The organism is Leptolyngbya sp. NK1-12 (assembly GCF_032598965.1).
In the GTDB taxonomy this organism is placed as follows: domain Bacteria; phylum Cyanobacteriota; class Cyanobacteriia; order Elainellales; family Elainellaceae; genus Elainella.
Genome location: NZ_CP053586.1, coordinates 5737546 through 5759963 on the forward strand (window position 1 = coordinate 5737546; position 22418 = coordinate 5759963).

The window sequence follows — 22418 nt, forward strand, 5'->3', positions numbered from 1 at the left end:
ATGTTTCCCTCTGTCTGTCCTTCACGTCGTGAATCGAAATATCGGGTTTTGATAAGCAGCCCAACCGGTTGCTAGCCCAGCTAAGGAAAACAGAGCCAGCAGAAACAGAGATTGCAGACGATTGAAGCCTGCGTTTTGCAGATCGAGCCGCGCCAGTACTTCTGCAGAAACGAGGACCAGAAAGTAGCCAAAGGTTCTGAACCAGACCAGGGCAACTGTAATTCCAAGCGCACCCACAACAATCAGCGTGAAATAGCCAGTATCAGAGCGCAACCAAGCTCGCAGGAGGCGTCGGAAGCCGTCAAATAGCGTGGTCAACAGCAAAGCTTGAATCAGAGTAAATGAAAACACCAAAATCCAAACAATCCGAGGTGCCGTAGCGTGGATCAGGAACCAGCTAAAGGTACTGTGAGCTGCAAACAACAGCGCCAGAGAGAGCCAGGGAAATTTTGTCACAGATGCTTTTCTCACAATTCTTCACCTGATTTCAAGGTTGTCTAGGACGTTAGACCACGATCAAGGTTGCGCATCTCGTTGGGGCGTCTGGCGGCCTGCCCTGCCCGCCAATACCCGCAAATAATCTACTCAGATCCTACAGTGTTGGCATTTCCCTGGTGAGCCACCAGGGAAAATTGTGCCCTCGCTACCCAGAGGCAGCGGCCTGCAGGAGAGCCTGGGCTAGCTCCGCTACTTTTTGAGCCGCTCCGGTTTCACCGCGCACCTGCTGGAGCTGCTGCCGAATCTGGGCTAGTTGTTCTGGGTGATCCAGCCAATCGAGGACCATGTCCGCTACTTGTCGGGGATGGAGTTGGCCGATTAGCTCCGGAACAATCATGGCACCAGCCCAGATATTGGGCCAAGCTAACAGCCGCTTTTGCCGGAGGAACCAGCGATTGATCAGCTTAGCAAAGACCGTACCGACACCGGGTAGGTTGGCGAGTAGCCCTGGTAGGCCATCCCAGGCGCGCATCGCATCGAGTTGCTGAGTGGGAATCAGCACAATCATCGGTATAGCTAGCGCTCCCAACTCGGCGGTATTGGCTCCTACGGTAGTGAGGCACAGGTCGCATTGAACCAGCAAGTCATAGGCCGGAACCTGGGTCCATAGCTCGATTGGTAGCCCCTGTTGGGTCTTTAAATAGGGCTGGTCGGCTATCCAGACTAGCTCAGCGGCGACATTGCCAAACTGAAGCAGCACCGGATTTTGGGCTGGGTTGGCAAATCGGGCTAATGTAGCCAGATCCAGCGTTGGTGCCACCGGAATCACAAAGCGAACATCGGGACGAGATTGCTGCACCTGTTGGGCAACAGCTAGGGCTAACGGCACCCCCTGAGCCAGTTTGGCCGGTTTGGAACCGGGGAGCAACCCAATCAGTGGCGTAGCTCGGTGAGTTGGGGCAGCAGTAGGATGCACATCGGCCATCAGGTCGCCCACTACCGTAAGTTTGTCGGCATATTGGGCTGGGGCATGCTGCACCAGACTAGGATTCATCACCGCAAACCGATCCACCCAGCGATGCCAGCGGGTTTCCCACTCCGCGTAGATCAGAATCTTGTAGCCCAGCCGTTTGCCAATCACCACCGGAAAGAATTGATCACCGCCTAGAAAAATGACTAGCCCGCGTTCGGCCCAATCCCAATCTTCGGCAGTTTTTCCCCAGAGCAAAAAGGGAAAGAAATGCTCGGCAGCCTGCACTCGGTCAATTTCTGGATAGGTTCGGGCAATAATGGCTTCCTGACCACTCGCATTGGCACAGGGAGACAGAATTAAAGAGATCCGCAGCGAGTCGGGCTGTAAATTGGGCTGTAAATCGGGCTGTAAATTGGGTTGTAAATTTGGGTGTAAATTGGACTGTAAATTAGGCTGTAAAGCAGGCTGTAAATTAGACTGGGCCGCGATTTGCTGACGCAGGGCTTTCACCACCGGACGCACCCAGGTTGTGAGTTCACCTGGTCCATTGGAAAGAATCAGCACATCTAGCCCATTGAAACGTTGACCTAGCGCCATAATGGTTTTATTCTTGGGCCGTCCTTAAATTATTCCTACTAAATGAAAACATTTGGCTGGCTGGCTGTATCATGGGCGTGCCTCCGATCAAACCTTCTATTGAATGTATTGAGTAGGTTTACTGGACATGATGCGACAACCTCCCCCTTCATTAACGACTTTAGCGGTTTTACTGGCCTTATCAACGGTTGCCGAGGTGCCAATGCTATCGCTGCGGCAGGCAGCTCTGGCCCAATCTCCGCCATTGGCCTCGCCTGCTGAGGTTCCTGCCGGCACAAACGTGCGAATCAACAGTTCAAACAGTATGGCAGCTGTCAGTCAGGTACAGAAACAAAACTTTGAAGCCCAGTTTCCTAATGCTAAGGTCGAGGTGAAGCAGACGGGAACCGCGGATGCGCTGCAAGCCTTGCGAGATGGCAGCATCGATGTGGCGGCAATCGGTCGCCCCTTGACGGCAGAAGAAAAGGCTGAGGGCCTGGTGGAAGTGCCGGCCACCCGACGCAAAATCGCCATAGTAGTAGGTGCAAATAATCCATTTCCGGGTGATTTGACCGATCAGCAGTTTGCTCAGATCTTTCGGGGTGAAATTACTAACTGGTCACAGGTAGGCGGACCCGATAAACCGATTCGGGTAGTGGATCGGCCTGCTAGCGATACCCGACAAGCTCTGCAAGCCTATCCGGTATTTCAGGCGGCTCCCTTTCAAGCTGGCGCAACCGCCGATCCAGTCGATGATGAGAACGTGGATGCCATGATTCGCCAGCTGGGCGATGACGGTATTAGCTATGCGATTGTGGATCAGGTTGCCAATCAATCGGACGTGCGGATCGTCACGATCTATGGCACTCCACCGACCGATCCCAGCTATGCCTTTTCCCAACCGATGGTCTATGTCTACAAGCAGGAGGCCAATCCAGCGGCGCAGGCGTTTCTCGGCTATGCCACCGCACCAGCCAATCAGCAGACCCTAGCCGGGTTGAGTGTGGAAGAAGCGGCAGCGGCAGCAGCAGCGGTTAGCAAGGGCGGCTTTAATATTTTCGATATTTTTAAGCCCAAATCCGAACAGGCAGCTTCCCCCGACGCAGCCGCCTCTCCCGACGGTACCACCTCTCCCCCAGCGGCGGCCTCTCCGGATGCAGCCGCCCCACCACCGGATGCAGCGGCCAGTCCATCTCCTGCGCCTGCTGATCCCAATGCAGCGCCCGCACCAGATGGCACCGTAGCTCAAGCTCCAGCCGCCGATGCAGGGGCTACTCGAACTGGATTACCCTGGTGGCTCTGGTTGTTGTCAATTCCGGCCTTGGGAGTTTTGCTGTGGCTGCTGCTGCGCGGCTCGGATCGCTCTACTGACGAGGCGGCTTCTACTCCGGTGGCGGTGGCGGCACTTGATGCAGACCGAGCTGGAGACAATAGCCGGATTGTCCTGGTGCCGCGCGACAGTCAGGATGCCTATGCCTATTGGGAAGTCCCCGAAGCGCACAGGCAGCGGATTCGCCAAGAAGAAGGCGGCCAGCAGCTAGCCCTCAGGCTTTATGATGTGACCGGGCAAGACCTGGAACGCCATCCGGCCCACAGTATTGACCAGTTTGAGTGCAATGAATCGGATCAGGATCTGCACATTCCAATTCCCCAAACCGATCGGGAGTATATGGTGGAGCTGGGTTATGTCACCTATCAAGGCCGCTGGTGTCGCTTGGCTCGTTCGGCTCCGGTATATATCGGCCCAGATGGTACGTCCCAAACCCGTCCTGATTTTGGAGACCCCCCTCCAGCTAGCGAAGTTCCTCCTCCAACGCTGCCCAGTTTCAACGAATCGTTTCAGTCGGGTGGCATGCCGCTCATGGACAATCCGCCGAGCGAATCTCGGTTTGAGACCGGACCGGACGTGCGCATCGATGACTTCAGAACGGACGCCCGCGATGATTTGCCCAGAGCCGAGTTCAGCGATAATTTTCGGGTAGAGGGCCTGAGTACCAGTAGCCTAGAAGAGCAGTTGGGTACTGGTGCTGCCCTGGGCATGACAGGACTGGCTGGAGCAACCGCCCTGGGAACGGCTGCCGAAGCAGCTCCACGTCAACGGGTTGTGAAGCGCAGCCAAATTGTGCTGGTGCCGCGAAATTCGCAGGAAGCCTATGCCTACTGGGATGTGCTGGAGCATCATAAGGAAATTGCCAAGCAGCACGGTGGGGAAAGCTTTATTTTGCGGATCTGCGATGTCACGGGCATCGAGCTGGAGCGGCAAGCGCCCCACAGTATCCAACAGTTCAACTGCGAAGAAACCGACCGGGATCGCCATGTCACAGTGCCGGATATAGGCGAGTATGTAGCTGAAATTGGCTATTTGGCGAATAACGGGCGCTGGCTGCGCATTGCGCGTTCGGCTCCGGTCCATATTCCGCCCCGCTAGGGCCAAAGTTATTGACTACTGGATTGATGAATTAAGTTGCTCATTTGAGCTTGTTTGGGTAGAGACGATGGAGGCGCTGTGTAGCCAGGATTCTATCGCTCTACCCAATTTCTGTTTATGTATGTAGGAGGACCATTGAAAATCAGGCAACATGAAGCGCAATCAGACAAAATTAGACAAAGTCAGACCCGGCCAATCCTAATAGAATCGGCCAAAACTGCTAGCGTGGAGGATTCAAAAATCGAGTCGCAAATCTAAACACATCCCCTAGATCCACGTCCTGATCGCGATCGCTATCAAGGAAGGTGGTGAGCAATGGGTTGCTGGCTAGCCCGCCCATACTCATTCCTGTTCCCGACTTGGGGGCACCCATATTCAGTAACTGCATCACCACCGGAATCAGGGCGGGCAGCATGGACTGAATCGTACCAGCTCCGATTCCGGTTCTGCGCGAAACAGTGTCTGCAATTTGCTGTTGGAGTTGCGGTGTTAACAGCGAAGACAGGCCACCGAGGCCACCAGCACCGCCTGTGAGTTGGCCAGAGGCAAGCTGCCCCATCAAACTACCCAATCCACCACTGCTTGCCTGTTGCTGGAGCGCTGGTCGCAGTGCCCCTCCCAAACTAGACATCACCGTTTGCATGGCCGATGGTTCAATATTGTTGCTAGCAGCTAGCTGCTGGACTGTACCGGTGATTGAACTCAATTGATCTACACTAGCGTTTTGATTCGGATTATTAATCGCACTCAATACATCAAAAAACAGTCCCATCTTGACTAGACCTCGTAAATAGCAAAGGACAAACTAAGAACATTTTGCAGCAGTACTAGCCGATATCGGATTGATCCGGCTGACTGATTAGTATTTAGTATCGTTGATTGCCGCATACTGGCCTAGTTTTAACCTTTTCTCAAACCTTTACGAAAGTCAGATCGAACAGCTGACCAGGTCTGAACCAGCTAGATCGGTTGGTCTTGAGCAGGATGTTAAGCAGAAATGGATTCGGCCTTTGGTTGGGCCTGTGCCTCGACAGCCAGTGGCTGCAAGCTATAGCCAACCACCGGAATGCCTTGGCAAAAGAACCCTTGCTTGGGGCGAATCTCAAACGCGGGTTCCCGACCGCGCTGCCATTCCAGTTCAGTGATAATTTTGCAGCCATGTTCAGACGGAATCAGCTGCACAGGGGTTTGACGCGCCCGCGATACCAACAAATGAGTGGGTTGAAATGGGGATTGAAGCATGGGAATAACCTCTAAAGAGAAATGGTGAACAAGAGAAGACAATAAAGCGAAAACCCGTCAAAACCGATGGAACGCGCCATCAGCCGCTGAAGATTGGGTCGGCGATGCACCGGTAATCTTCCTGGTGGATGAATACTGGATCAATACAACGCTGAGCTGGGATTTTCCTGGATGAAGGGCTGGAGTGGACCGGATTGAAATTCACCTTACCTGGCGAATTCTCAGAGCCGCTGTCCGGTTACAAAATTTTCAACCACCTGTCAGAAACTCTTTTAAGAGAGTAGCAAAGTGGTTTCTGCTTTGTCTGGGGCAAGCCGTCCGGTTTTGGTAGGGACAGCCGTACTCAAAAAGGCAGCAGGCGGACTATAGAGATTGATATGACCCTCCATCTCCCTCTATGGGTGGGAAGACCGCACTGCTGCTAGCGGGAATCTCTGCCCAAACAACGATTAACTTGTCATTACATTCCGTTACGATGGGAACATAGCGAATTAATAAACTGAACATCAAATTTGCCTGATCAAGGTCAGGTCTGGAGGTGAATCCCATGAATGGCAACCTTCGCATCGGTTCCCTATTCGGTATTCCTTTTTATGTCAATTTTTCCTGGTTCCTGATCCTAGCCCTGATCACGTGGAACTATGGCCAGCAGCTTGGTGCTGAATTTCCTTACCTGGGTGGGGGTGCCTGGCTTTTGGGATTGGTGACCGCTTTGCTGCTGTTTGCCTCCGTCCTGGCCCATGAGCTGGGGCATAGTCTGGTAGCGCTGCGTCAAGGAATCCCGGTCAACTCCATCACGCTGTTCATTTTTGGTGGATTAGCCAGCTTGGGCGAAGAATCGAAAACTCCGGTTGAAGCCTTTTGGGTAGCGATTGCGGGGCCGCTAGTCAGCCTGGTGCTGTTTGGCCTGCTGACTGTGATCAATACCTCTGTTAGTCTGTCTGCCCCCCTAGCTGCTGTGGTGGGTTCGCTAGCGCTAATCAACTTGGTCTTGGCTCTGTTTAACCTATTGCCTGGTCTGCCATTGGATGGTGGCAATGTGTTGAAGGCGCTTGTTTGGAAGATTACTGGCAAGCCATACAAAGGCATTGCCTTTGCTAGCCGAGCTGGCCAGTTTTTAGGTTGGGTTGGAATTTCGCTGGGATTGTTGAATTTGCTGGGCATCAGCAATGTTGGTAGTATCTGGACGCTGTTAATTGGCTGGTTCTTGCTGCAGAATGCTGGTCGCTATGCTCAGGCTGCTTCGGTCCAAGAACAATTGAGTGGTTTGACAGCGGCAGACGCGGTTGTCTCTAATAGCCCGATTGTGGCAGCAGAAAGTTCCCTGAGAGAGTTTGCCAATAATCACATTATCGGCAATCCGACCAGCTGGCAAAAATACTTTGTCGTCGATCAAGATGGTCAGTGGATTGGTGAAATCTCAGTGAATGCGATGAAAGCGATTCCGACAAACGACTGGTGGAATGTTTCAGTCCGCGAGCTAATGCAGCCCAAAGGACAGGTAGAAACCGTCATCTCTAATCAACCGCTGCTGGATGTGGTAACGCTGTTAGAGCAAAAGAAGCTTCCCGAACTGATAGTGTTGCAAGAGAATGGCAGATTAGTTGGCTTGCTAGAACGAGCATCGATTATGCAGCTACTCCAGCGTCGAGCTGAGGCTAAAACCGCCTAGCCAAATCTTTGCTATCTGTCGTTGTTGCTAAGGATTCGACAACAGTGACTTGTTATCAGCAGCAGTAGCTAGATGAGTTGAAAGCCGCGCCACCATTTCCGCCCGGGATGAGACCTCCAGTTTACGAAACATACGTTTCAAGGCTTGCTTGACGGAATGTTCTGTAATGCAAAGGGTTGCGCCAATTTCGGCATTAGTTAACCCCTGGGCAACTAGTTCGGCAATTTCAGCCTGACGCGCTGTCAAACAGGCCGTATTCAAACGTGGCGTTAAGTGCGGCTGGGCCGTGAGGGTGGCTAACCGAGTGGATAGATGTAGACACAGAGCGCTCAAATCAGCTAAGTTTTGGGCATCAAAGGCGGGATGATGTTGATCGCGAGTTAATCCCACGCCACCGATCAAACGACCGTTGTTGACCACCGGACCCACCATCACATGCCAATGATCCGGACGCGGACAGATCAGTCGCCAAGTTTTGGGAGAAACCACTAATCCTTCGTGGACCGGGGCATGGCGTTCAGTTAAATAACGCAACACCGGATTATGCTCCACCGATAAGGCGATCTTGAAGCGGTTTTGAAAACTGGCGTCTGCAAGCGAAAGTTGGTCGGGGAAAAACAGCCGCGCTCGCTGGGCCGCGAAATACTCACGCACTTCAACCTGCACCTGCTGCTGAAGTTCTTCTGCATTCGCCGCATGGGCAATCAACTCGAAGAGATCGTTTAGAGAAATAGCCATTTAATTAGATTGAATTGAGCCAAGTGTACTCGATCGAGGTCTAGGCGGAGTTGAGAAAGCACTTTATCGTAGGCAGTATCAAAGCAATCTATCTACTGATTTGCCTTCAAGGATAGCTCAGGATGATCATCAGTTCTAGCATTGATCCAACTCCATCGAGTCAGCCGTCCTACATTGGCTTCTATGTCGCAGCCGTGCTCTTCAACCTTTGCCTGGTGGCCCAAGTGCTGACGGTTGGACTAGCCTATTTCTACAATCCAGAATAGTGGAGTGTACATATTTGGCTGGTACGTGGCTATGCGGGCGTATCGCTTGTTCTCACGATATGGGCCTATCTCAGCCCCTTTTTGCGTCGGATTCGCAGCCTTGCTAGCAGTTTGCCAATACTACTAATTCTGCAATTTCTGACGATTCACCTAAAGTCACCGTTGCCTCTCGGAGTTGTACACCCACTCACAGGGTTTCTGTTGTTTTCAACTTCTACAACTCTAGTTCACCGAGCCTTTCAGGTGGCATTTCCACAAGCCGATACAGCGTTGGCTGCTAAGTCCTAGTCAGACCTGGCCTAACATATGTACGAATATTGGTAGTGCTCAAGAAGTAATGGTTTTAGGATGAGGATGTGCCGCGCGGAGCGCGGCACATCCTCACTTGTTTAGCACTACCCGAATATTAAAAGGAAGATGAACATGTTTACTCAAGATTCACCTAAGTTGCAAATTGGGATTTTTATCAGCCCGAACTGCTATATTCCAGACATCATCGGAATTTATACCGTGTTCAGTGTTGTTCCCAATTGTGATATTCACTTTATCTGGGAAAATAAAGACCTCATCATTGGTTATCCTACTTTTCCAATGCACGCTACGACAACATTCACGGAATGTCCAGAGAATTTAGATGTTTTGTGTATTGGTGCGTCCACAGCCATGTTGTCTGATCAGGCTCTCTTGTTCCTAGCCGACCGAGGTGCCAAGGCAAGATACCTGATTGGAATTTGTGGCGGTAGCCTCCTGTTAGGGGCGGCGGGTTTACTTAGGGGCTATCGAGCAACGGCAAGTTTCTCTTTAGTCGATGAACTTTCCAGCTTTGGAGCAATTCCAGTCAAAGGCGGCGAAGTCGTGGTCGATCGCAACCGAATTACGGCCAGTCCGGTTTCCGGTTCCTTTAATGCTGGGCTAATCGCGCTAGGAAAGTTGCGGGGTGAGAATGCCGCCAAAGAAGCAGAATTGACGCTGGAATATGCTTCCCATCCGCCCTATGGAACGGGTAGCCCAGAATTGGCCGGACCCGAACTGACGCAAAAAGTGCTGCAAAAATACGAAGCTGTCTTTGATGAATTTCGCCAAGCGGCGCGACAAACAGCGGCACGGTTAGCTGTTGTGCAAGCTTGAATCAATGGTGAGATGGGTTGTCATAATTGGTGGAATACTCCATTGCAGCAAAGCCATGAAAGCGTGGTACAGGGAAGATCTGGCGTACATTCATGATGTTGGACATAGAGATTACGCGCTCAAATCTGCGCCAGGCATACTCAGCATTTTGGCTCAAAACAACATTCCAGCAGGTCTAGTCGTGGATTTGGGCTGTGGCAGCGGCTTATCAGCATTGGAACTCACCAAAGCCGGCTATTCCGTTCTCGGAGTTGATATCTCTGCATCGATGATTGCAATTGCTCGCATCAGGGTTCCAGAAGCTGAGTTTCGAGTTGAGTCCCTGTTTAAGACCGACATCCCATCTTGCCATGCGGTTATTTCGGTTGGTGAATGTTTTAACTACCTGTTTGACGCAGACAACACCTGTGAACTGTTGGTTCAACTCTTTCGCCGCATCTACGCTGCCCTAGTTCCGGGTGGCGTTTTTGTCTTTGACATTGCCGAACCTGGTCAAACCGCAGCCGACCGGACTCAGAGCTTCACGGAAGGAGAAGATTGGATTGTCCTAGTTGAGAAAACGGAAGACCGAGTGCAGTCGCTATTAACTCGTCGGATTATTACACTGCGCCGGGTGGGAGAGTATTACCGGCGGGATGAGGAAGTTCATCGGCTGCGGCTGTACGAGGCAACAGAGATGGCTGAGAAACTGGGTCGAGTCGGTTTCGAGGTGCAGATCATGCGCAGTTATGGTCAGGACCAACTGCCAAACGCTCATGCCGCTTTTATTGCCCGTAAACCAATCTAGAGTCTGTTGATACTTTAGGCACCGATCCTGTCAAGCAGGAGTGGCTGAAGTGCAAGTGTCGCGATTTTGGAGGCTTCAGAGGCAGCTTCTTAATCGTCTAGCTCTTGCCTTCTGCCGCCTTCCTGCCCTATTCCAGCCCTCCCTGCCGCTTTGCCAGCTCAAAATAGTAAACAACCGTTCCATCTGCCGTCACATCGTAGATGGCATCAAAGGCTTTGGCCTGCTCATCCAGGTAGGCTTTGACGAGGTTGCCGTCCAGTCCGGTTACCATCGCCAACTGAAGCGCGGTGATGTGACCATTATTGTTTTGCAGCAGGGTAAAAAAGCGGGACTGGAGCTGCTGGGTCTGCTGCTGTTGGGCTTGTCGTCTAGCCCCATACCAGATCCATCCACCCAAACTGGCCGGAGCTAAGCCAAACATTACCAGTGCTACCTTAGCCTCTTCTCGCTCCTGCGGCGGATTATCGGGGTCAAGCAGCTTCGCCGTTGCTAGCAGCGTAATCAAGATGCCCCAGCCAAGCAGCAGCCCAATCGCCACTTTCGTCCCAAGCTTCATGCTCCCAGCCTTAATCACTGTCCTAATGATATTCAGGAAGGATAGTGAAGGAGAGATAGTCTCAGCCCTTGCCAGGCTACCCTACGCCCTCACCCATCCACCCTAACATCTGCGGCAATGCTACATGTGGGCCATGCCTGTCTACAGGATTCCCACCCACCTACACCAGCTAGGCTCGCGTTGCTTCCAAGAGGCGAGAGAAATAGAACCGGGTTTTGGTCATGGCATTGCGTTCGATTTTCCAGCCGTTGGCTTGCAGCGCTTTCACCACATCGGACTCTCGGTGCAGGTAGGCGCGGGTGGCTTTACTGGGGCCAGGGAAGAAGTCGCCGATTTTTTTCAGCAGGCTGTAGCCGAGGGTTTTAGGGGCAAAGCTGATCAACAGACGCGATTCGGCCAAACTGCTGAGATGGGCGATCATCTCCATCGCTTTGTCCTGCGGATAGTGGATCATCACATCCAAACAAATCACGGTGTGGTATCTGCCGCTCAGCGTTTCTAAATCCTGCACCACAAAGGTGGGATTAGTAGACTGACCCAATTCGGCCTGCGCCCGCTGCTTTGCCTCGCCGATCATTTTCTCGGAGATGTCGCTGGCAAACACCACGGCCCCCAACTCCGCCAAGGGAATACTGAGACTGCCGACACCGCATCCCGCATCGCAGATGGTCAGACCGGCCAGATTAGCATCGGCCTTCAGCCACGCCAGCACTGTGTCTACGGTTTTTTGATGCCCGACTCGAATATCGAGCTGCACCTTGTTGACATCGCCATTGCCATAGATGCGCCGCCAGCGGTCGAACCCGGTGGAATTAAAATAGTCCCGAACAACTGTCTTATCGTCTAGTGCCGTCATTATTAAACACAAGGATCCCAACAGTTAACGATAGTAGTACGATTTCGGGACGTTATTCTCATTCAATCTATTTGGGGTTAGATTCCCCAACCCTTGGGGCGTTCGTATTCGGTCATGTGAACCGAAATACTCCGCCGCTTGCGGCGGAGTGAGTTTATTTAATACTCTAGCTCTTGGAAATCCTCGTGATCTGGAAACGGGTAGACCCGAAAATTACGCTGATCGTTGATGTTGAGCTTTTGATAAAACATGGGATGAATGGCGCAATAATCAGTGACGAGCAGCGGCAGCCTCGATTCAGAGCTATACTCAAACGTTGCTTCCACAATCCCTGCCTTTTCGTTGCAGCTGCGAATCCGTCCCACCAAGCCCAACTCAGCCACGAGCTGCCGAAATGCATGGGGTGAGTACTCGCCAGCAGGCCATTCCGAAGCGGTGAGGGGAGCGCGTTTGTCTAACTCGTTGCCTTTGAAGATCATCGGCAAGCCAGACAGCGCCTCGACAATGCGGCCCACTTTGGGATACACCGAACTGTAGGAGTTGAACACTTCTTCAGCTAGCGCCTTTTGGCCATGCAGCACGGCTTTGACAATATCCTCTGGCCGGAAAAACGGAAAGGTGCGCTGCTGTTGGGCACGATGGGCGATTGCATTACAGAGCACAATCAACTGGCGAGGCCGCATTTGGGTGTGGCGCAGCACATAGGGAAAGCTCAATTCCGGCGTACCTCCATTATTGCGGAGACTGTTGCCAAAATACGGCGTCCACATTTTTTCGCGCACGTCGTTGTAGTCGTCCCAATCGATCTGGTACGATTCGGGAGCCAACTGCCTGGTTGCCTGTAGGTAGTGATACAGCCGCCAGCTAATCAGCCGCATCAGATCCTTGGGTCGCCAGTTGAGGTAAATTTCATTGCGAATAAACTTTAGCGTATTCAGAATCACTTCTTCTTTAATGTAGGGAAATACCTCGGCCATTGTAAAAATCTTCAAGTGAATTCCCTTGCGAGCATAGTCGCGGTTGAATTCGGAGCCATGCTGAATTAAGGCTGCCGTCGCTCGCATCATCACATCATCGTTTATATTGTAGTTCTCCAAAGTATCAACTGCAACGATAATTGGTTTGTAACGCGCTAATTCTAGAACGGCAGCGCGACCGGCTTTGACTCGTTCATCGGCTAGCAGTTCCTCTAGCTTGTCGAACAGGTTATCTTCCAATGAGAGGAAGTGATTCAGCAATCCCTTCAGCGTCAGCCGCAGAAAATCCACCACTTTCCCGTTGTGGTCGCCAAAAATGCAGGCGGCGCGAATCCGCACATCGTAGGCCTGAAGTTTTTTGAAGATAATCAACCAGATATTGACATCCTCCCCACCCTCGCGTTAGCAGGGTGGGGATTCCTAAGACTCACGACTTAGGTTTCTGCTTCTTAGCACCTGCCTTCCGAGATTTACTCTCTTCAGGTCTTACGGTCGCTCCACAGACTGACACGGTGTGTCCCACCGCCAAAATATTACGAGCCGCGTTTACATCTCGATCATGGTGACATCCACACGCAGGACAATCCCATTCACGAATGTTTAACGGCAAGCGATCGACAATGTGACTGCAGTTCCCACAGCGTTTAGAGCTAGGAAACCACTGGTCAATTTTGACGAGGGTTCGACCATACCACTCGCACTTGTACTCCAGTTGCCGCACCATCTCGCCCCATCCCGCATCGCTGATGGAACGGGCAAGTTTGTGGTGCTTGACCATGTTCTTGACTGCCAGCGACTCCACGGCTATCGTTTGGTTTTCACGGACCAACCGTGTCGTGACGTTGTGCAAATGGTCTTTCCTGGAATTGGAAATTTGCTGTTGAATCCGAGCAACCTTTATCCGTGCTTTATCTCGATTGCGCGAACCCTTCTCCTTGCGGCTCAAAGCTTTTTGCGCTCGTTTCAGCCGCTTGTGATGGCGATTAAAGTGCTTAGGGTTGGCAATCTTCTCACCCGTGGAAAGCGTCACCAAGCTGCTAAGTCCAGCATCCAAACCCACCGATTGAGCAACGGGTTCCAGTTTCAAGTTTCGCGGGTCATCAAAGCGAATGCTGATGTACCACTGACCAGAAGGGTTCAACCTGACGGTCACAGTAGACAGTTCAGTGCCCTCTGGAAGCTGTCTCGACCATCGGATATCCAACGGCTCAGCACACTTTGCCAGAAACACTTTTCCGTCTTTCCATTTGAACGCAGACTTGGTGAATTCTGCGCTGCCACCATTGCGCTTCTTCTTGAAGTTGGGATATTTCGCCCGACCCGCAAAGAAGTTGGTGTAGGCGGTTTGCAAATGTCTCAATCCCTGCTGTAAGGGAACACAACTAACCTCATTCAGAAATTGAAGGGCATCTTGTTTTTTCCATTCGGTCAGCATTGTAGAGGTCTGGTTGTAGCCAAACCTCTGCTGTTTCGAATACCATGCTTCAGTCCGTTCTGCCAGTGCCCGATTGTAAACCAACCGTACACAGCCCAAAGTTCGACGCAGGAGACGTTCCTGTTCTGACGTGGGATAGAGACGGTAACTGAAGGCTTTTTCCATATTTCACATTACAGCATTTCTTTTGTGAGGATGCCAGTGTTCAATCAGGCAAACGGATGCCGCTCCTATCCCTCCCCCACCTGCTACGCGAGGATGGGGATTTCTCGGAGAACCTGATGAATATCGTTGGAACTTTGATCAGGAGAATTTTAGTCGTGATCTCTAGTTGAATTCGGCATTAGATCTGGGTTTGGTGATTTGGTTGAGGAGCCAGGAGTCAAGAGCCAGGAGTTAGCAGCTGAAAATCAGGAGTCGGGCGTTGGGAGGTAGGAGTCGGGGTCAAGAAGTCTTCTAGCTTTGAGCTTTTGACTTACCTTTTCGTAACTGATCTAGGATTGCTATATATTGGCTGAATGATTCAGTTGAGAACGATGTCAGCTTTGGTCGTGTGTTTGGTGCATTTGTAATGAAATTTGTCCTGTTGAGACCATGAATTAAGACTATAAATTAAAGACCACAAATTAGAGACCACAAATTAGAGACCACAAAACAGTTGAAAATGCGGTACAGCAACTGGATTGAATCGTTTTACCGCCTGTAGTGCCATGCCTCCTTCTCTTAATTTAGGCCACCGCATGAATCCTTACACGCTACCAGCCGACCAGATTGCTGCCGATCCGCCGACCCAAACTCATCCCAACTGGCGTCTGCTGTTGCGGGAAACTCGAACGCGGATCTGGATGTGGTACATCGGGCTGATTGTGCTGTTCATCGGGCTATTGACTCCTGTGACCTATCGCATCGTGTCGGAGCAGGTGAATCAACGCCTGCGAGAGGAAGTTGTGGAAGAGGTGGCTGAGTTTCGGCAGGAGTTAGCGACGGCTCAGATCCGCAACACTGAGCAACTGCGCCGCTTCATGCTTGACTATCTCCAAACCGAGCCGATTGAAGAAGATCAGTACTTTATTGCCATTTTGCAGCAGCAATTTCTTCAGGCTAGCCCAGTAGAACTACCAGAGGCAATGCAGCCTGGCTCTGAGTTAATGGAAATTTGGCAGGCATTGCAACAGCCAACTCACGGCGAGCAGTCGGTACGGGATCCAGAGGTGATTCGGGTGATCTATTACGCTGAGCCAATCGAAATTGCAGGCGTACTTCAGGGGACCTTCCTCTCGGCTTACATTGCGGCTGATGAGCATCGTGAAGTGCGAGCCACCATGAGAACCGTGATTTTGGTGAAGCTGGCCATTTTGCTGATTGCCTCTTTGATTGCCTGGTTAGTTTGCGGTCGGGTGCTGCGCCCACTGCGAACAATGGCCCGGACGGTTCGTAGTATCAGCGAATCAGATCTGTCGAAACGGCTGCAAGTCGAAGGCAATGACGAACTGGCGGAGGTGGCTAAAACCTTCAATGAAATGATGGACCGCTTGCAGGGAGCCTTTACCGGCCAGCAGCAATTTATCAACGACGTTAGCCATGAGCTGCGCACACCCATCACCATCATCGAGGGCCATCTGGAGCTGATGGGAGATGACCCCGTCGAGCAGCAAGAAACTCTCGCCTTAGTTGCCGATGAGCTGGACCGGATGAAACGGTTTGTCAACGACCTGTTGCTGTTAGCCAAAGCCGATCAGCCCGATTTTTTGCGACCTGAAGTGGTGGAACTGGGAGCCTTCCTAAATGAACTGCACAGCAAAGCCAAGGTGCTAGCTGTTTGCGAGTGCAGCTTAGCAATCGAGCCAGAAATCGTCACTCAGCAGGTGTACCTCGACCGGCAGCGCATCACCCAGGCGGTGCTGAATTTGGTAAATAATGCGGTGCAGCATACGCCGGACGATGGAAAGATTACCCTGGGAGCCACGATCGTTGAAGCTAAACTGCGCTTGTGGGTCCGCGATACTGGTACTGGCATTGCCCTAGCCGATCAGCAGCGGATTTTTCAACGATTCATTCGCCTTTCTGGCTCACAGCGGTCTGAAGGGGCCGGATTAGGGTTGGCAATTGTGCAGGCGATTGTGCAGGCGTGCAATGGGCATGTAGAGTTAGATAGTCAAGTTGGTCGAGGGTCTACCTTTACTCTGGTGCTGCCCCTACTGACCTGCGGTCAAAGAAATCAGTTGCCCCAATCTAGTTAGATCAGTTTAGATCCGATAGTTAGATAGGAAGGGTACTACCGTGACTGCCATCCCTAGCGCAACCCAGCCTCGATCAACCTCGCGTCCTTGGTGGCAGCAGGTTTTGGGTGCAACTCGGACTCGGATTTTAATAGTGTATCTGCTGCTGCTGCTGCTGCTATCAGGGATAGCGACGCCGATTTTTCTGCTGCTGTTTCTCGCCAGCGTCGATAACCGGGTGCGAGAGGATTTGGCCGAAGAAATGGAAAGCTTTCAGGACACCTATGCTCTGTGGGAACAGCAGCCCGCTCAGTCTGTTGGCGACCTAAAGCAGTTTATTGTCGATTTTTTAGCCAGACGAGTTCCGGAAGATGACAATTATCTGATCTTCACGATCGAGGGTGAGTATTACCAGGCGAATCCCAGAGTCTTGCCAGACGTGATCCAACCCGGTTCCACCCTGATGAATTACTGGGCCAACCTGACTGCACCCGCTCAGGGTGAGCGATCCTCCTCCGATCCAGAAATTGGCAATATTTTGTATCTGGCCCAGCCGCTTGAGGTAGATGGCGAAGTGCAAGGGGTTTTTATCAGCGTCCACACCACAGCGGGGGAACGGCAGGAAGCGCTGGCTGGCGCCGCCATTTTTTTTCAGGTAGCGGCTGGCGTGGTGCTGGGAGCCTTTGCCCTCGCCTGGGTGGTAACTGGCAAATTGTTAGCACCCGTGCAGAAATTAGCCGTCACTGCTCGCTCAGTGAGTGAATCGGATTTAACTCAGCGTCTTCCAGTCAAGGGAACGGGAGAAATTGCCGACCTGACCCATACGTTCAACGAAATGCTCGACCGGCTGCAGTCGGCTTTTATGGCCCAGCAGAATTTTATCAACGATGCGGGCCATGAATTGCGCACCCCTTTGACGGTGATTCGCGGCCACCTGGAGCTATTGGATGCAGAATCGGAAGAACAGCAAGAAACTCTCAACCTGGTGATCGATGAGCTAGATCGGATGAATCGCTTTGTGAATGATCTGATCCTGCTGGTCCGGGCTGAACAGCCCAACTTCTTGCAGCTTGAAACAATCGACATTCCCAGCTTCATCGAAGAAGTGTTTGCCAAAATTCAACCCCTGGGCGATCGCAATTGGCGGCTGACGATTCGAGGTACGGGGCAGATGAGAGGCGATCGGCAGCGGTTAACCGGAGCCTTGATTAACCTAGCCCAGAACGCGGTACAGCATACCCGCATGGGAGATTTGATCGAGTTAGGTGCATCGGTTCGCTCTACTCAGGTGCAGCTTTGGATCCGGGATACGGGTGAAGGGATTGCTCTCAGCGATCAGGAGCGGATCTTCGAGCGGTTTGCCCGGGCAGCCCACCGCTACCGACGCTCGGATGGGGCAGGGTTGGGGTTGCCAATTGTGCGAGCTGTGGTAGAAGCACACGGCGGCAAAGTTACGCTCACCAGCCAGGTTGGTGTTGGTTCAACCTTTACGCTGATCCTGCCGCTACAGCCTCCAGAAGACTAACCCCTCAAATTATGCAACCAGTCCGCAACATGAAAGCTTTCTCATCTCCATTTCATAACCGTCTTACCCCGCTGCTGTAGCCTCAACTTACAGGCAGTTCTATAGCAACAAAAATCTTTTTTATAGTGTTTGCCAGAAGATATAGACCATCGTTGTGGGCGCGAAGCGCGCTCACGACAATGCCTCTGTCCTAACTGTCGTGGCGACGGCTATAATTTTCTGCAATCCTCTAGATTATTCTAATGTTGGAGAATACTGCTTGAGAAATAACGGTTTGAGGAATGAAAGAATCGGTAATGGCAGAGCAGCAAAAACTAGGTGTGACACAGTTAACTACAAATAAGTTAACTACAAGCAAGTTAACTACAAGTAAACTAATTACAAGCAAGCTAATTACAAGAGAACTAATTCTGAGCCGATTTGTGCAGGAAATCATAAAAAATACCATACCAAAAACCATACAAAAATCGATGCCCTCATGGGCAATCTTAGGATTGACAGCGTGGGTGGGGGCAGTGGGGTTGGCCAGTATAGCTCCGCGTGCCGTTGAGGCTGTGCAGTTAAGCAGTGGCAAAGTTTATTTTGATTATCCGCCCCGCTTAGTTGAAGCCACTGCAACCAAAACCCAAACCTTTGTTCGCAATCCAATCTACTACTTCACGCTAGAGCTGCCCCAACAGGCTGGAGAGCCACTAGGGCAGGTTGCAATTCAACAGCAGAATGGCTCCAGCCAAACTCGTCAGATTCGCTTCCGCACTGAGCGCAGCGTCGCCTTTACTGGCACCCGCACCGAGCGAGGCGAATCCCTTAACCTAGCTGCCACTGAGTTTGACCCGGAAACCCAAACCCTCACCCTGATGTTTGATCCGCCGATTCCACCGGGAACCACAGTTACTGTCGGGCTACGACCCGAACGCAATCCGCGCCTAGGAGGCACCTACCTCTTTGGTGTCACGGCCTATCCGGTTGGCACCTCTAGCCACGGACAGTTCCTCGGCTTTGGCCAATTCAATTTCTTCGAGGAAACGGAGACTTCTTTCTAGGCAGCGGCTTCGTCCTAGAACCGAAAGGTGGTTCGGATTGTGCCCAGCAAAACATCGGGATTAGCGGCATTGTGGTTAGGAGCCGTTAGCCAGATCAGTCCGGGTGTAATCGACAGGTTATCGCTGAGAGCAATCCGGTAGAAGCCTTCTACATGCAGACCAACATCTAGATCCCGGCGTCTGCCCAATGCTGCTCCTAGCCCAGGTGTGGTCCCGCTCAAGCGGGGTTCCATGCCAACGATGATGCCGCCCAAATTGCCTTCACCGCCCAAATCAGGGAAACTGAGATGCACCGCATAGTTCCAAACATCGGCATCCCCTAGGCCAATCGCTCGCACGGCAGAATGCCCGACCCAGCCTCCCAGTTGAAAGCCATCGTTGATGGCGTAATTAATGCCGAGGCCATAGGAGTTGACGACTACCGGACGGGTGTTTTCTGCGTCCGTATACTCAACCTCAACAGTTGCTGGAATGCTGCCGGTGCCGGTGCTGTTGCCGCCGTCTGGAACATAGGAGTGGGCGTAGGTAAGGGATAGCTCCAGTGGTTCAGGTGTGGCTGTAATCTGACCAATCACCCCATAGCCCCCATTGAACAGGCCATTGCCTAGGCTGGGATTGGAACTGTTGGCGGCAATGTAGCCAACCTCTATCGATAGGTCATCCAGTAGGAAAATATTGGCTCCGATGCCCGTGCCCACATCGAAACCAGAGCCGCGATAGATCGGATTGCGCTGCCCAAATCGGGAAATTGTGGCCGTACCGCTGCTAGACAAGGGATTGATATTGGTAATGAAATCATTCAAATTGCCGCCCTTGGCAATTGCGAGCACCGTAATATCCTCTCCCGCCGGAAATTCATAGGACAGCGTATCTAAGCCGATCTCGCCCTCGTCGGTGCCGGTCGCAAAACTGAGTCGCCCTTCGTTGGTAGACTCCGGAAGCATAAAGCGCTCAAAGTTGCCGAACTCTAAAGTAGCCCGCAGCCGATCTTCTCCACTAAAGCTGGCATCAAAGGTGAGATTGGTGCGACTTTGCAACACCGGATTATTCAGCCCCTCTTCATCCCCAGCCAAAACCTCACTAATCGCAAAAATCGTCTCTCCTTGAAGTCGCAAGGTTGAAGCTGATTGCAGATTGGCAAATCGCTGTTCCAGATTCGTGATATCGGATTGAAGGGCCGCTAATTCAGCCGCAAATTCCGACATCAACCGTTCCACAACCGCTAGTTCGGCTCGGGTCGCATAGCGCTCCAGTTCGGTTGCTAGTAATTGCTGCATCCGGTTGAGGCAGGCATTGAGGCCAGCCGCAAATTCATAACGCGTTAGAGCACGGTTGCCCCGAAACAACTGGTCAGGATAGCCCACCAAACAGCCATAGTTTTCGATCAGCAGTTGCAGAGCCTGATAAGCCCAATCCGTCGGTTGCACATCCGAGAGCTGGGAAACAGAAGTCACCTGCCCCCCCATTGCCCCGTCAACTGCGACGACACTGCCGGCTTCTGGCTCCTGACTCCTAACTCCCGTCGGCTGACGCTCTGGGAAGCCTGACTCCTGACTCCTATCTTCGATCGGCATCCCTTCGGATCTGTCAATCACCTGTTCAGGAGCGAAGTCGGGTTCAACAATCCTGGATTGAGCGACCGTAGATTGAGCGACCGCAACCTCAGTGAACTTGAAACTCATCCCTAACCAAACTGGAACAATTAGCAACCACTTCCCCACAGCCTTGCTTGGACCTCCGCCTGAATCAACCCTATCAGCACTTTGTCTGTCTGCTGTATTATCTTGCCTTGCAGTGGCAATACTTGCACCAAAGGCACCTAAACTTAGCAGGTTCCAGTGAAGACGAGATGAAGTGAAGATGAGAACCTTTTCATGATCAATTTAGGTATACCAATTCGCCCAATCGGGGCTAGTCGCATCGATATCATGCATCAACAGCATTAGACCGATTCCAGCACGTCCAGCACAGCCTTGGGCGACAGTTTGTCCTTAAACCAGATTACATGGGCTGGAGTGTGGTTAAAGTTGACACCAGCCTTTTCCAGGTTTAACCGCTCTGAAATCGCCAGAATCAAATCATTCCGTCCCGATTGCCGCACTTGTAAAAACTTTTTGCGCAGATATTCGGGCCGCCAGTAGCCGACAATTTCTAGCAAAAATGAGCGTCCGTCGGGATGTACCAACCGAAAATCGGGAATCATCACACTGCCGGGAATCGGAATCAAATCCACCTCTCGTTCGAGTCGCCATTCACTGTTGAGGCTGTCCCAGCGGTCGGCAAAGGAGAGTTCCAAAAAACTGTCGTAGGGCTTACCGGGCGGGTAATGGCTCACCAGCCCACAGCCCGAATCGAGCGTAAACCGCTTGGCTTGTTCCTGTTTGCTGTAGGAATCGCGCCAGTGCAGGTCAGCCGCCAGGCTCCATTTAGTTACATGCAGCAGGGCCGGAATCAGTTTGGCAATGTCGAGGCCATAACGAGTGCTGGGCTTAAACAAACTGGTGGGACCATCGATGCTAATCGTAAACCCGTGATCCGCGTCGCCTTCGATGTAAGCCATCAGGCCAAACAGCTTTAGGTAGCGAAACAGCAGCTTATATTCACCCGGATCGTTACGGTGCGCCTGAATTCGGATTTGGCTGGCCTTATAGAAAATGCCCTGCACTTGAGACAGGTTATAGCGATGCAGCAATGCTTCGGGTGTGGGCGGATCAAACTGAGTCAAGATCCGATTTTCGGAGAGGTCGGCATAGAGGCCATTTCGGATTTGCTCAGGGTAGACTTCATGGCCTAATTCCTGACTGAGCTGCTCGGCCAAAGTAGCAAAGGTATGGGCTGCCGTCTGGGGTAAGGGGGCCGCTTGCGCTGCCCAGGCAAACACCCGCTGCCGCAACTGTTGAGGCTCTAGCGGACTGACTACCTCGAACTTGCTAAAAGCATCACTTCTAAGCAAATAGGCCAAGCCGCGCTTGATCCGGTAATCGGTACTGTCCCCCTCTAACTCCTGAAGCTGCCGGTCCAATTCGTTTTGAGGCTGGCCCTGCGCCTGCTGAAAGATGCTAATCAGCGTTGCTGCCATCTCCCAATTGCGCGAGTTGATCGGCAGCCGTTTGGGAACAATTTCTTCCCCGTTGTGCCGCTGGATTAGGAGATCGGTAGGGAGCATAGGGGTGGAGCTAGTGAGAGCAATCTAGCAATCTCACGAATATAATAGGCTAACGCTTGCTCGTCTTAAAATGTTATTTTTAATCATCCTCGTGACCTACCTCAAAATGATTGTGAACAATTGCTGCACCCACGAGAACAACAAGTTGGCCAGTCATATCAAATCCGGTTGATCAGCCAGAGTTCGCGTAGAGGCGTTTCGCCGAAACGCCCGTACAACGCGGCATTTAAATTTAGGGCGTTTAGTCGGATTTAATATCAGTCTATTAGAGGCATAAGGTAGATGACGAAGCGACACGTTAAGTAAACTCAATTTAGAGACGGGTTGAACTGTTAAGTTTAAAAACACTGCGCAGGCTATGAATGCCAAGTGTCATCAGGAGATCTACCACCA

The 22418-nt window shown here is 51.9% G+C and carries 20 protein-coding genes; 9 read left to right on the plus strand and 11 right to left on the minus strand.

What is annotated here, in order from left to right:
• Positions 1 to 21: 21 nt before the first annotated feature.
• Entirely contained in the window at positions 22 to 456 is a 435-nt protein-coding gene (locus HJG54_RS24475; RefSeq protein ID WP_035999656.1) for a hypothetical protein, read from the minus strand.
• A 187-nt stretch (positions 457 to 643) separates the two neighbouring features.
• On the minus strand, positions 644 to 2008 hold the full coding sequence (locus tag HJG54_RS24480) for a lipid-A-disaccharide synthase (RefSeq protein ID WP_316431837.1): 1365 nt from the start codon (positions 2006 to 2008) through the stop codon (positions 644 to 646).
• 127 nt (positions 2009 to 2135) lie between these two features.
• On the opposite strand from HJG54_RS24480, the gene HJG54_RS24485 reads away from it, so the two are divergent.
• Positions 2136 to 4415, plus strand: a complete 2280-nt coding sequence (locus HJG54_RS24485; protein WP_316431838.1) for a DUF4912 domain-containing protein — start codon at positions 2136 to 2138, stop codon at positions 4413 to 4415.
• Positions 4416 to 4635: 220 nt separating this feature from the next.
• On the opposite strand, the gene HJG54_RS24490 is transcribed toward HJG54_RS24485, so the two are convergent.
• Positions 4636 to 5187: a DUF937 domain-containing protein gene (locus tag HJG54_RS24490; RefSeq protein ID WP_316431839.1), complete on the minus strand. Its 552-nt coding sequence runs from the start codon at positions 5185 to 5187 to the stop codon at positions 4636 to 4638.
• A 215-nt stretch (positions 5188 to 5402) separates the two neighbouring features.
• A complete protein-coding gene (locus tag HJG54_RS24495) occupies positions 5403 to 5657 on the minus strand; it encodes a hypothetical protein (RefSeq protein ID WP_316431840.1) in 255 nt (84 codons plus the stop codon).
• 547 nt (positions 5658 to 6204) lie between these two features.
• Here HJG54_RS24495 and HJG54_RS24500 point away from each other — a divergent pair.
• Positions 6205 to 7329 (plus strand): site-2 protease family protein, encoded by a 1125-nt coding sequence (locus HJG54_RS24500; protein ID WP_316431841.1) that lies wholly within the window; start codon positions 6205 to 6207, stop codon positions 7327 to 7329.
• A gap of 27 nt (positions 7330 to 7356) precedes the next feature.
• Here the strand turns inward: HJG54_RS24500 and HJG54_RS24505 are convergent, their stop codons facing one another.
• Complete coding sequence (locus tag HJG54_RS24505) at positions 7357 to 8067, minus strand: LuxR C-terminal-related transcriptional regulator (protein WP_316431842.1); 711 nt, start codon at positions 8065 to 8067, stop codon at positions 7357 to 7359.
• 122 nt (positions 8068 to 8189) lie between these two features.
• Between HJG54_RS24505 and HJG54_RS24510 the strand changes: the two genes are divergently transcribed.
• The 4 genes from HJG54_RS24510 (at position 8190) to HJG54_RS24525 (ending at position 10248) form a co-directional block, all read left to right on the plus strand.
• Positions 8190 to 8333 carry a hypothetical protein gene (locus HJG54_RS24510; RefSeq protein WP_316431843.1) on the plus strand — a complete coding sequence of 48 codons (144 nt, stop codon included), beginning with the start codon at positions 8190 to 8192 and terminating at the stop codon, positions 8331 to 8333.
• 12 nt (positions 8334 to 8345) lie between these two features.
• Entirely contained in the window at positions 8346 to 8621 is a 276-nt protein-coding gene (locus tag HJG54_RS24515) for a DUF6220 domain-containing protein (protein WP_316435667.1), read from the plus strand.
• Between the two features lie 135 nt (positions 8622 to 8756).
• Positions 8757 to 9461 carry a DJ-1/PfpI family protein gene (locus HJG54_RS24520; protein WP_316431844.1) on the plus strand — a complete coding sequence of 235 codons (705 nt, stop codon included), beginning with the start codon at positions 8757 to 8759 and terminating at the stop codon, positions 9459 to 9461.
• A 55-nt stretch (positions 9462 to 9516) separates the two neighbouring features.
• On the plus strand, positions 9517 to 10248 hold the full coding sequence (locus tag HJG54_RS24525) for a class I SAM-dependent methyltransferase (RefSeq protein ID WP_316431845.1): 732 nt from the start codon (positions 9517 to 9519) through the stop codon (positions 10246 to 10248).
• A gap of 127 nt (positions 10249 to 10375) precedes the next feature.
• On the opposite strand, the gene HJG54_RS24530 is transcribed toward HJG54_RS24525, so the two are convergent.
• The 4 genes from HJG54_RS24530 to HJG54_RS24545 all read right to left on the minus strand — a co-directional run bounded on the left by HJG54_RS24530 (position 10376) and on the right by HJG54_RS24545 (position 14237).
• Entirely contained in the window at positions 10376 to 10804 is a 429-nt protein-coding gene (locus HJG54_RS24530) for a hypothetical protein (RefSeq protein ID WP_316431846.1), read from the minus strand.
• A gap of 169 nt (positions 10805 to 10973) precedes the next feature.
• Positions 10974 to 11660, minus strand: coding sequence for a magnesium protoporphyrin IX methyltransferase (gene bchM, locus HJG54_RS24535; protein WP_316431847.1), 687 nt, complete (start codon positions 11658 to 11660; stop codon positions 10974 to 10976).
• A 158-nt stretch (positions 11661 to 11818) separates the two neighbouring features.
• Positions 11819 to 13009 carry a P-loop ATPase, Sll1717 family gene (locus HJG54_RS24540; RefSeq protein ID WP_316431848.1) on the minus strand — a complete coding sequence of 397 codons (1191 nt, stop codon included), beginning with the start codon at positions 13007 to 13009 and terminating at the stop codon, positions 11819 to 11821.
• Between the two features lie 55 nt (positions 13010 to 13064).
• Positions 13065 to 14237 carry an RNA-guided endonuclease InsQ/TnpB family protein gene (locus HJG54_RS24545; protein ID WP_316431849.1) on the minus strand — a complete coding sequence of 391 codons (1173 nt, stop codon included), beginning with the start codon at positions 14235 to 14237 and terminating at the stop codon, positions 13065 to 13067.
• Positions 14238 to 14782: 545 nt separating this feature from the next.
• Between HJG54_RS24545 and HJG54_RS24550 the strand changes: the two genes are divergently transcribed.
• The 3 genes from HJG54_RS24550 to HJG54_RS24560 all read left to right on the plus strand — a co-directional run bounded on the left by HJG54_RS24550 (position 14783) and on the right by HJG54_RS24560 (position 18859).
• Positions 14783 to 16312 carry a sensor histidine kinase gene (locus tag HJG54_RS24550; RefSeq protein WP_316431850.1) on the plus strand — a complete coding sequence of 510 codons (1530 nt, stop codon included), beginning with the start codon at positions 14783 to 14785 and terminating at the stop codon, positions 16310 to 16312.
• Between the two features lie 40 nt (positions 16313 to 16352).
• A complete protein-coding gene (locus HJG54_RS24555) occupies positions 16353 to 17816 on the plus strand; it encodes an ATP-binding protein (RefSeq protein WP_316431851.1) in 1464 nt (487 codons plus the stop codon).
• A 470-nt stretch (positions 17817 to 18286) separates the two neighbouring features.
• Positions 18287 to 18859 (plus strand): DUF2808 domain-containing protein, encoded by a 573-nt coding sequence (locus tag HJG54_RS24560; protein ID WP_316431852.1) that lies wholly within the window; start codon positions 18287 to 18289, stop codon positions 18857 to 18859.
• 14 nt (positions 18860 to 18873) lie between these two features.
• Here the strand turns inward: HJG54_RS24560 and HJG54_RS24565 are convergent, their stop codons facing one another.
• A complete protein-coding gene (locus HJG54_RS24565) occupies positions 18874 to 20541 on the minus strand; it encodes an iron uptake porin (protein ID WP_316431853.1) in 1668 nt (555 codons plus the stop codon).
• Positions 20542 to 20801: 260 nt separating this feature from the next.
• Entirely contained in the window at positions 20802 to 22025 is a 1224-nt protein-coding gene (locus tag HJG54_RS24570) for a DUF790 family protein (RefSeq protein ID WP_316431854.1), read from the minus strand.
• Between the last annotated feature and the right edge of the window lie 393 nt (positions 22026 to 22418).

What these genes read in the sequence shown, in the direction of transcription:
- HJG54_RS24485 (WP_316431838.1), top strand. Translation starts at nt 2,136, where the DNA reads ATGATGCGACAACCTCCCCCTTCATTAACGACTTTAGCGGTTTTACTG.
- HJG54_RS24550 (WP_316431850.1), top strand. Translation starts at nt 14,783, where the DNA reads ATGCCTCCTTCTCTTAATTTAGGCCACCGCATGAATCCTTACACGCTA.
- HJG54_RS24520 (WP_316431844.1), top strand. Translation starts at nt 8,757, where the DNA reads ATGTTTACTCAAGATTCACCTAAGTTGCAAATTGGGATTTTTATCAGC.
- HJG54_RS24545 (WP_316431849.1), bottom strand. Translation starts at nt 14,237, where the DNA reads ATGGAAAAAGCCTTCAGTTACCGTCTCTATCCCACGTCAGAACAGGAA.
- bchM (WP_316431847.1), bottom strand. Translation starts at nt 11,660, where the DNA reads ATGACGGCACTAGACGATAAGACAGTTGTTCGGGACTATTTTAATTCC.
- HJG54_RS24495 (WP_316431840.1), bottom strand. Translation starts at nt 5,657, where the DNA reads ATGCTTCAATCCCCATTTCAACCCACTCATTTGTTGGTATCGCGGGCG.
- HJG54_RS24500 (WP_316431841.1), top strand. Translation starts at nt 6,205, where the DNA reads ATGAATGGCAACCTTCGCATCGGTTCCCTATTCGGTATTCCTTTTTAT.
- HJG54_RS24490 (WP_316431839.1), bottom strand. Translation starts at nt 5,187, where the DNA reads ATGGGACTGTTTTTTGATGTATTGAGTGCGATTAATAATCCGAATCAA.
- HJG54_RS24510 (WP_316431843.1), top strand. Translation starts at nt 8,190, where the DNA reads ATGATCATCAGTTCTAGCATTGATCCAACTCCATCGAGTCAGCCGTCC.
- HJG54_RS24480 (WP_316431837.1), bottom strand. Translation starts at nt 2,008, where the DNA reads ATGGCGCTAGGTCAACGTTTCAATGGGCTAGATGTGCTGATTCTTTCC.
- HJG54_RS24570 (WP_316431854.1), bottom strand. Translation starts at nt 22,025, where the DNA reads ATGCTCCCTACCGATCTCCTAATCCAGCGGCACAACGGGGAAGAAATT.
- HJG54_RS24565 (WP_316431853.1), bottom strand. Translation starts at nt 20,541, where the DNA reads ATGAGTTTCAAGTTCACTGAGGTTGCGGTCGCTCAATCTACGGTCGCT.
- HJG54_RS24525 (WP_316431845.1), top strand. Translation starts at nt 9,517, where the DNA reads ATGAAAGCGTGGTACAGGGAAGATCTGGCGTACATTCATGATGTTGGA.
- HJG54_RS24560 (WP_316431852.1), top strand. Translation starts at nt 18,287, where the DNA reads ATGCCCTCATGGGCAATCTTAGGATTGACAGCGTGGGTGGGGGCAGTG.
- HJG54_RS24530 (WP_316431846.1), bottom strand. Translation starts at nt 10,804, where the DNA reads ATGAAGCTTGGGACGAAAGTGGCGATTGGGCTGCTGCTTGGCTGGGGC.
- HJG54_RS24505 (WP_316431842.1), bottom strand. Translation starts at nt 8,067, where the DNA reads ATGGCTATTTCTCTAAACGATCTCTTCGAGTTGATTGCCCATGCGGCG.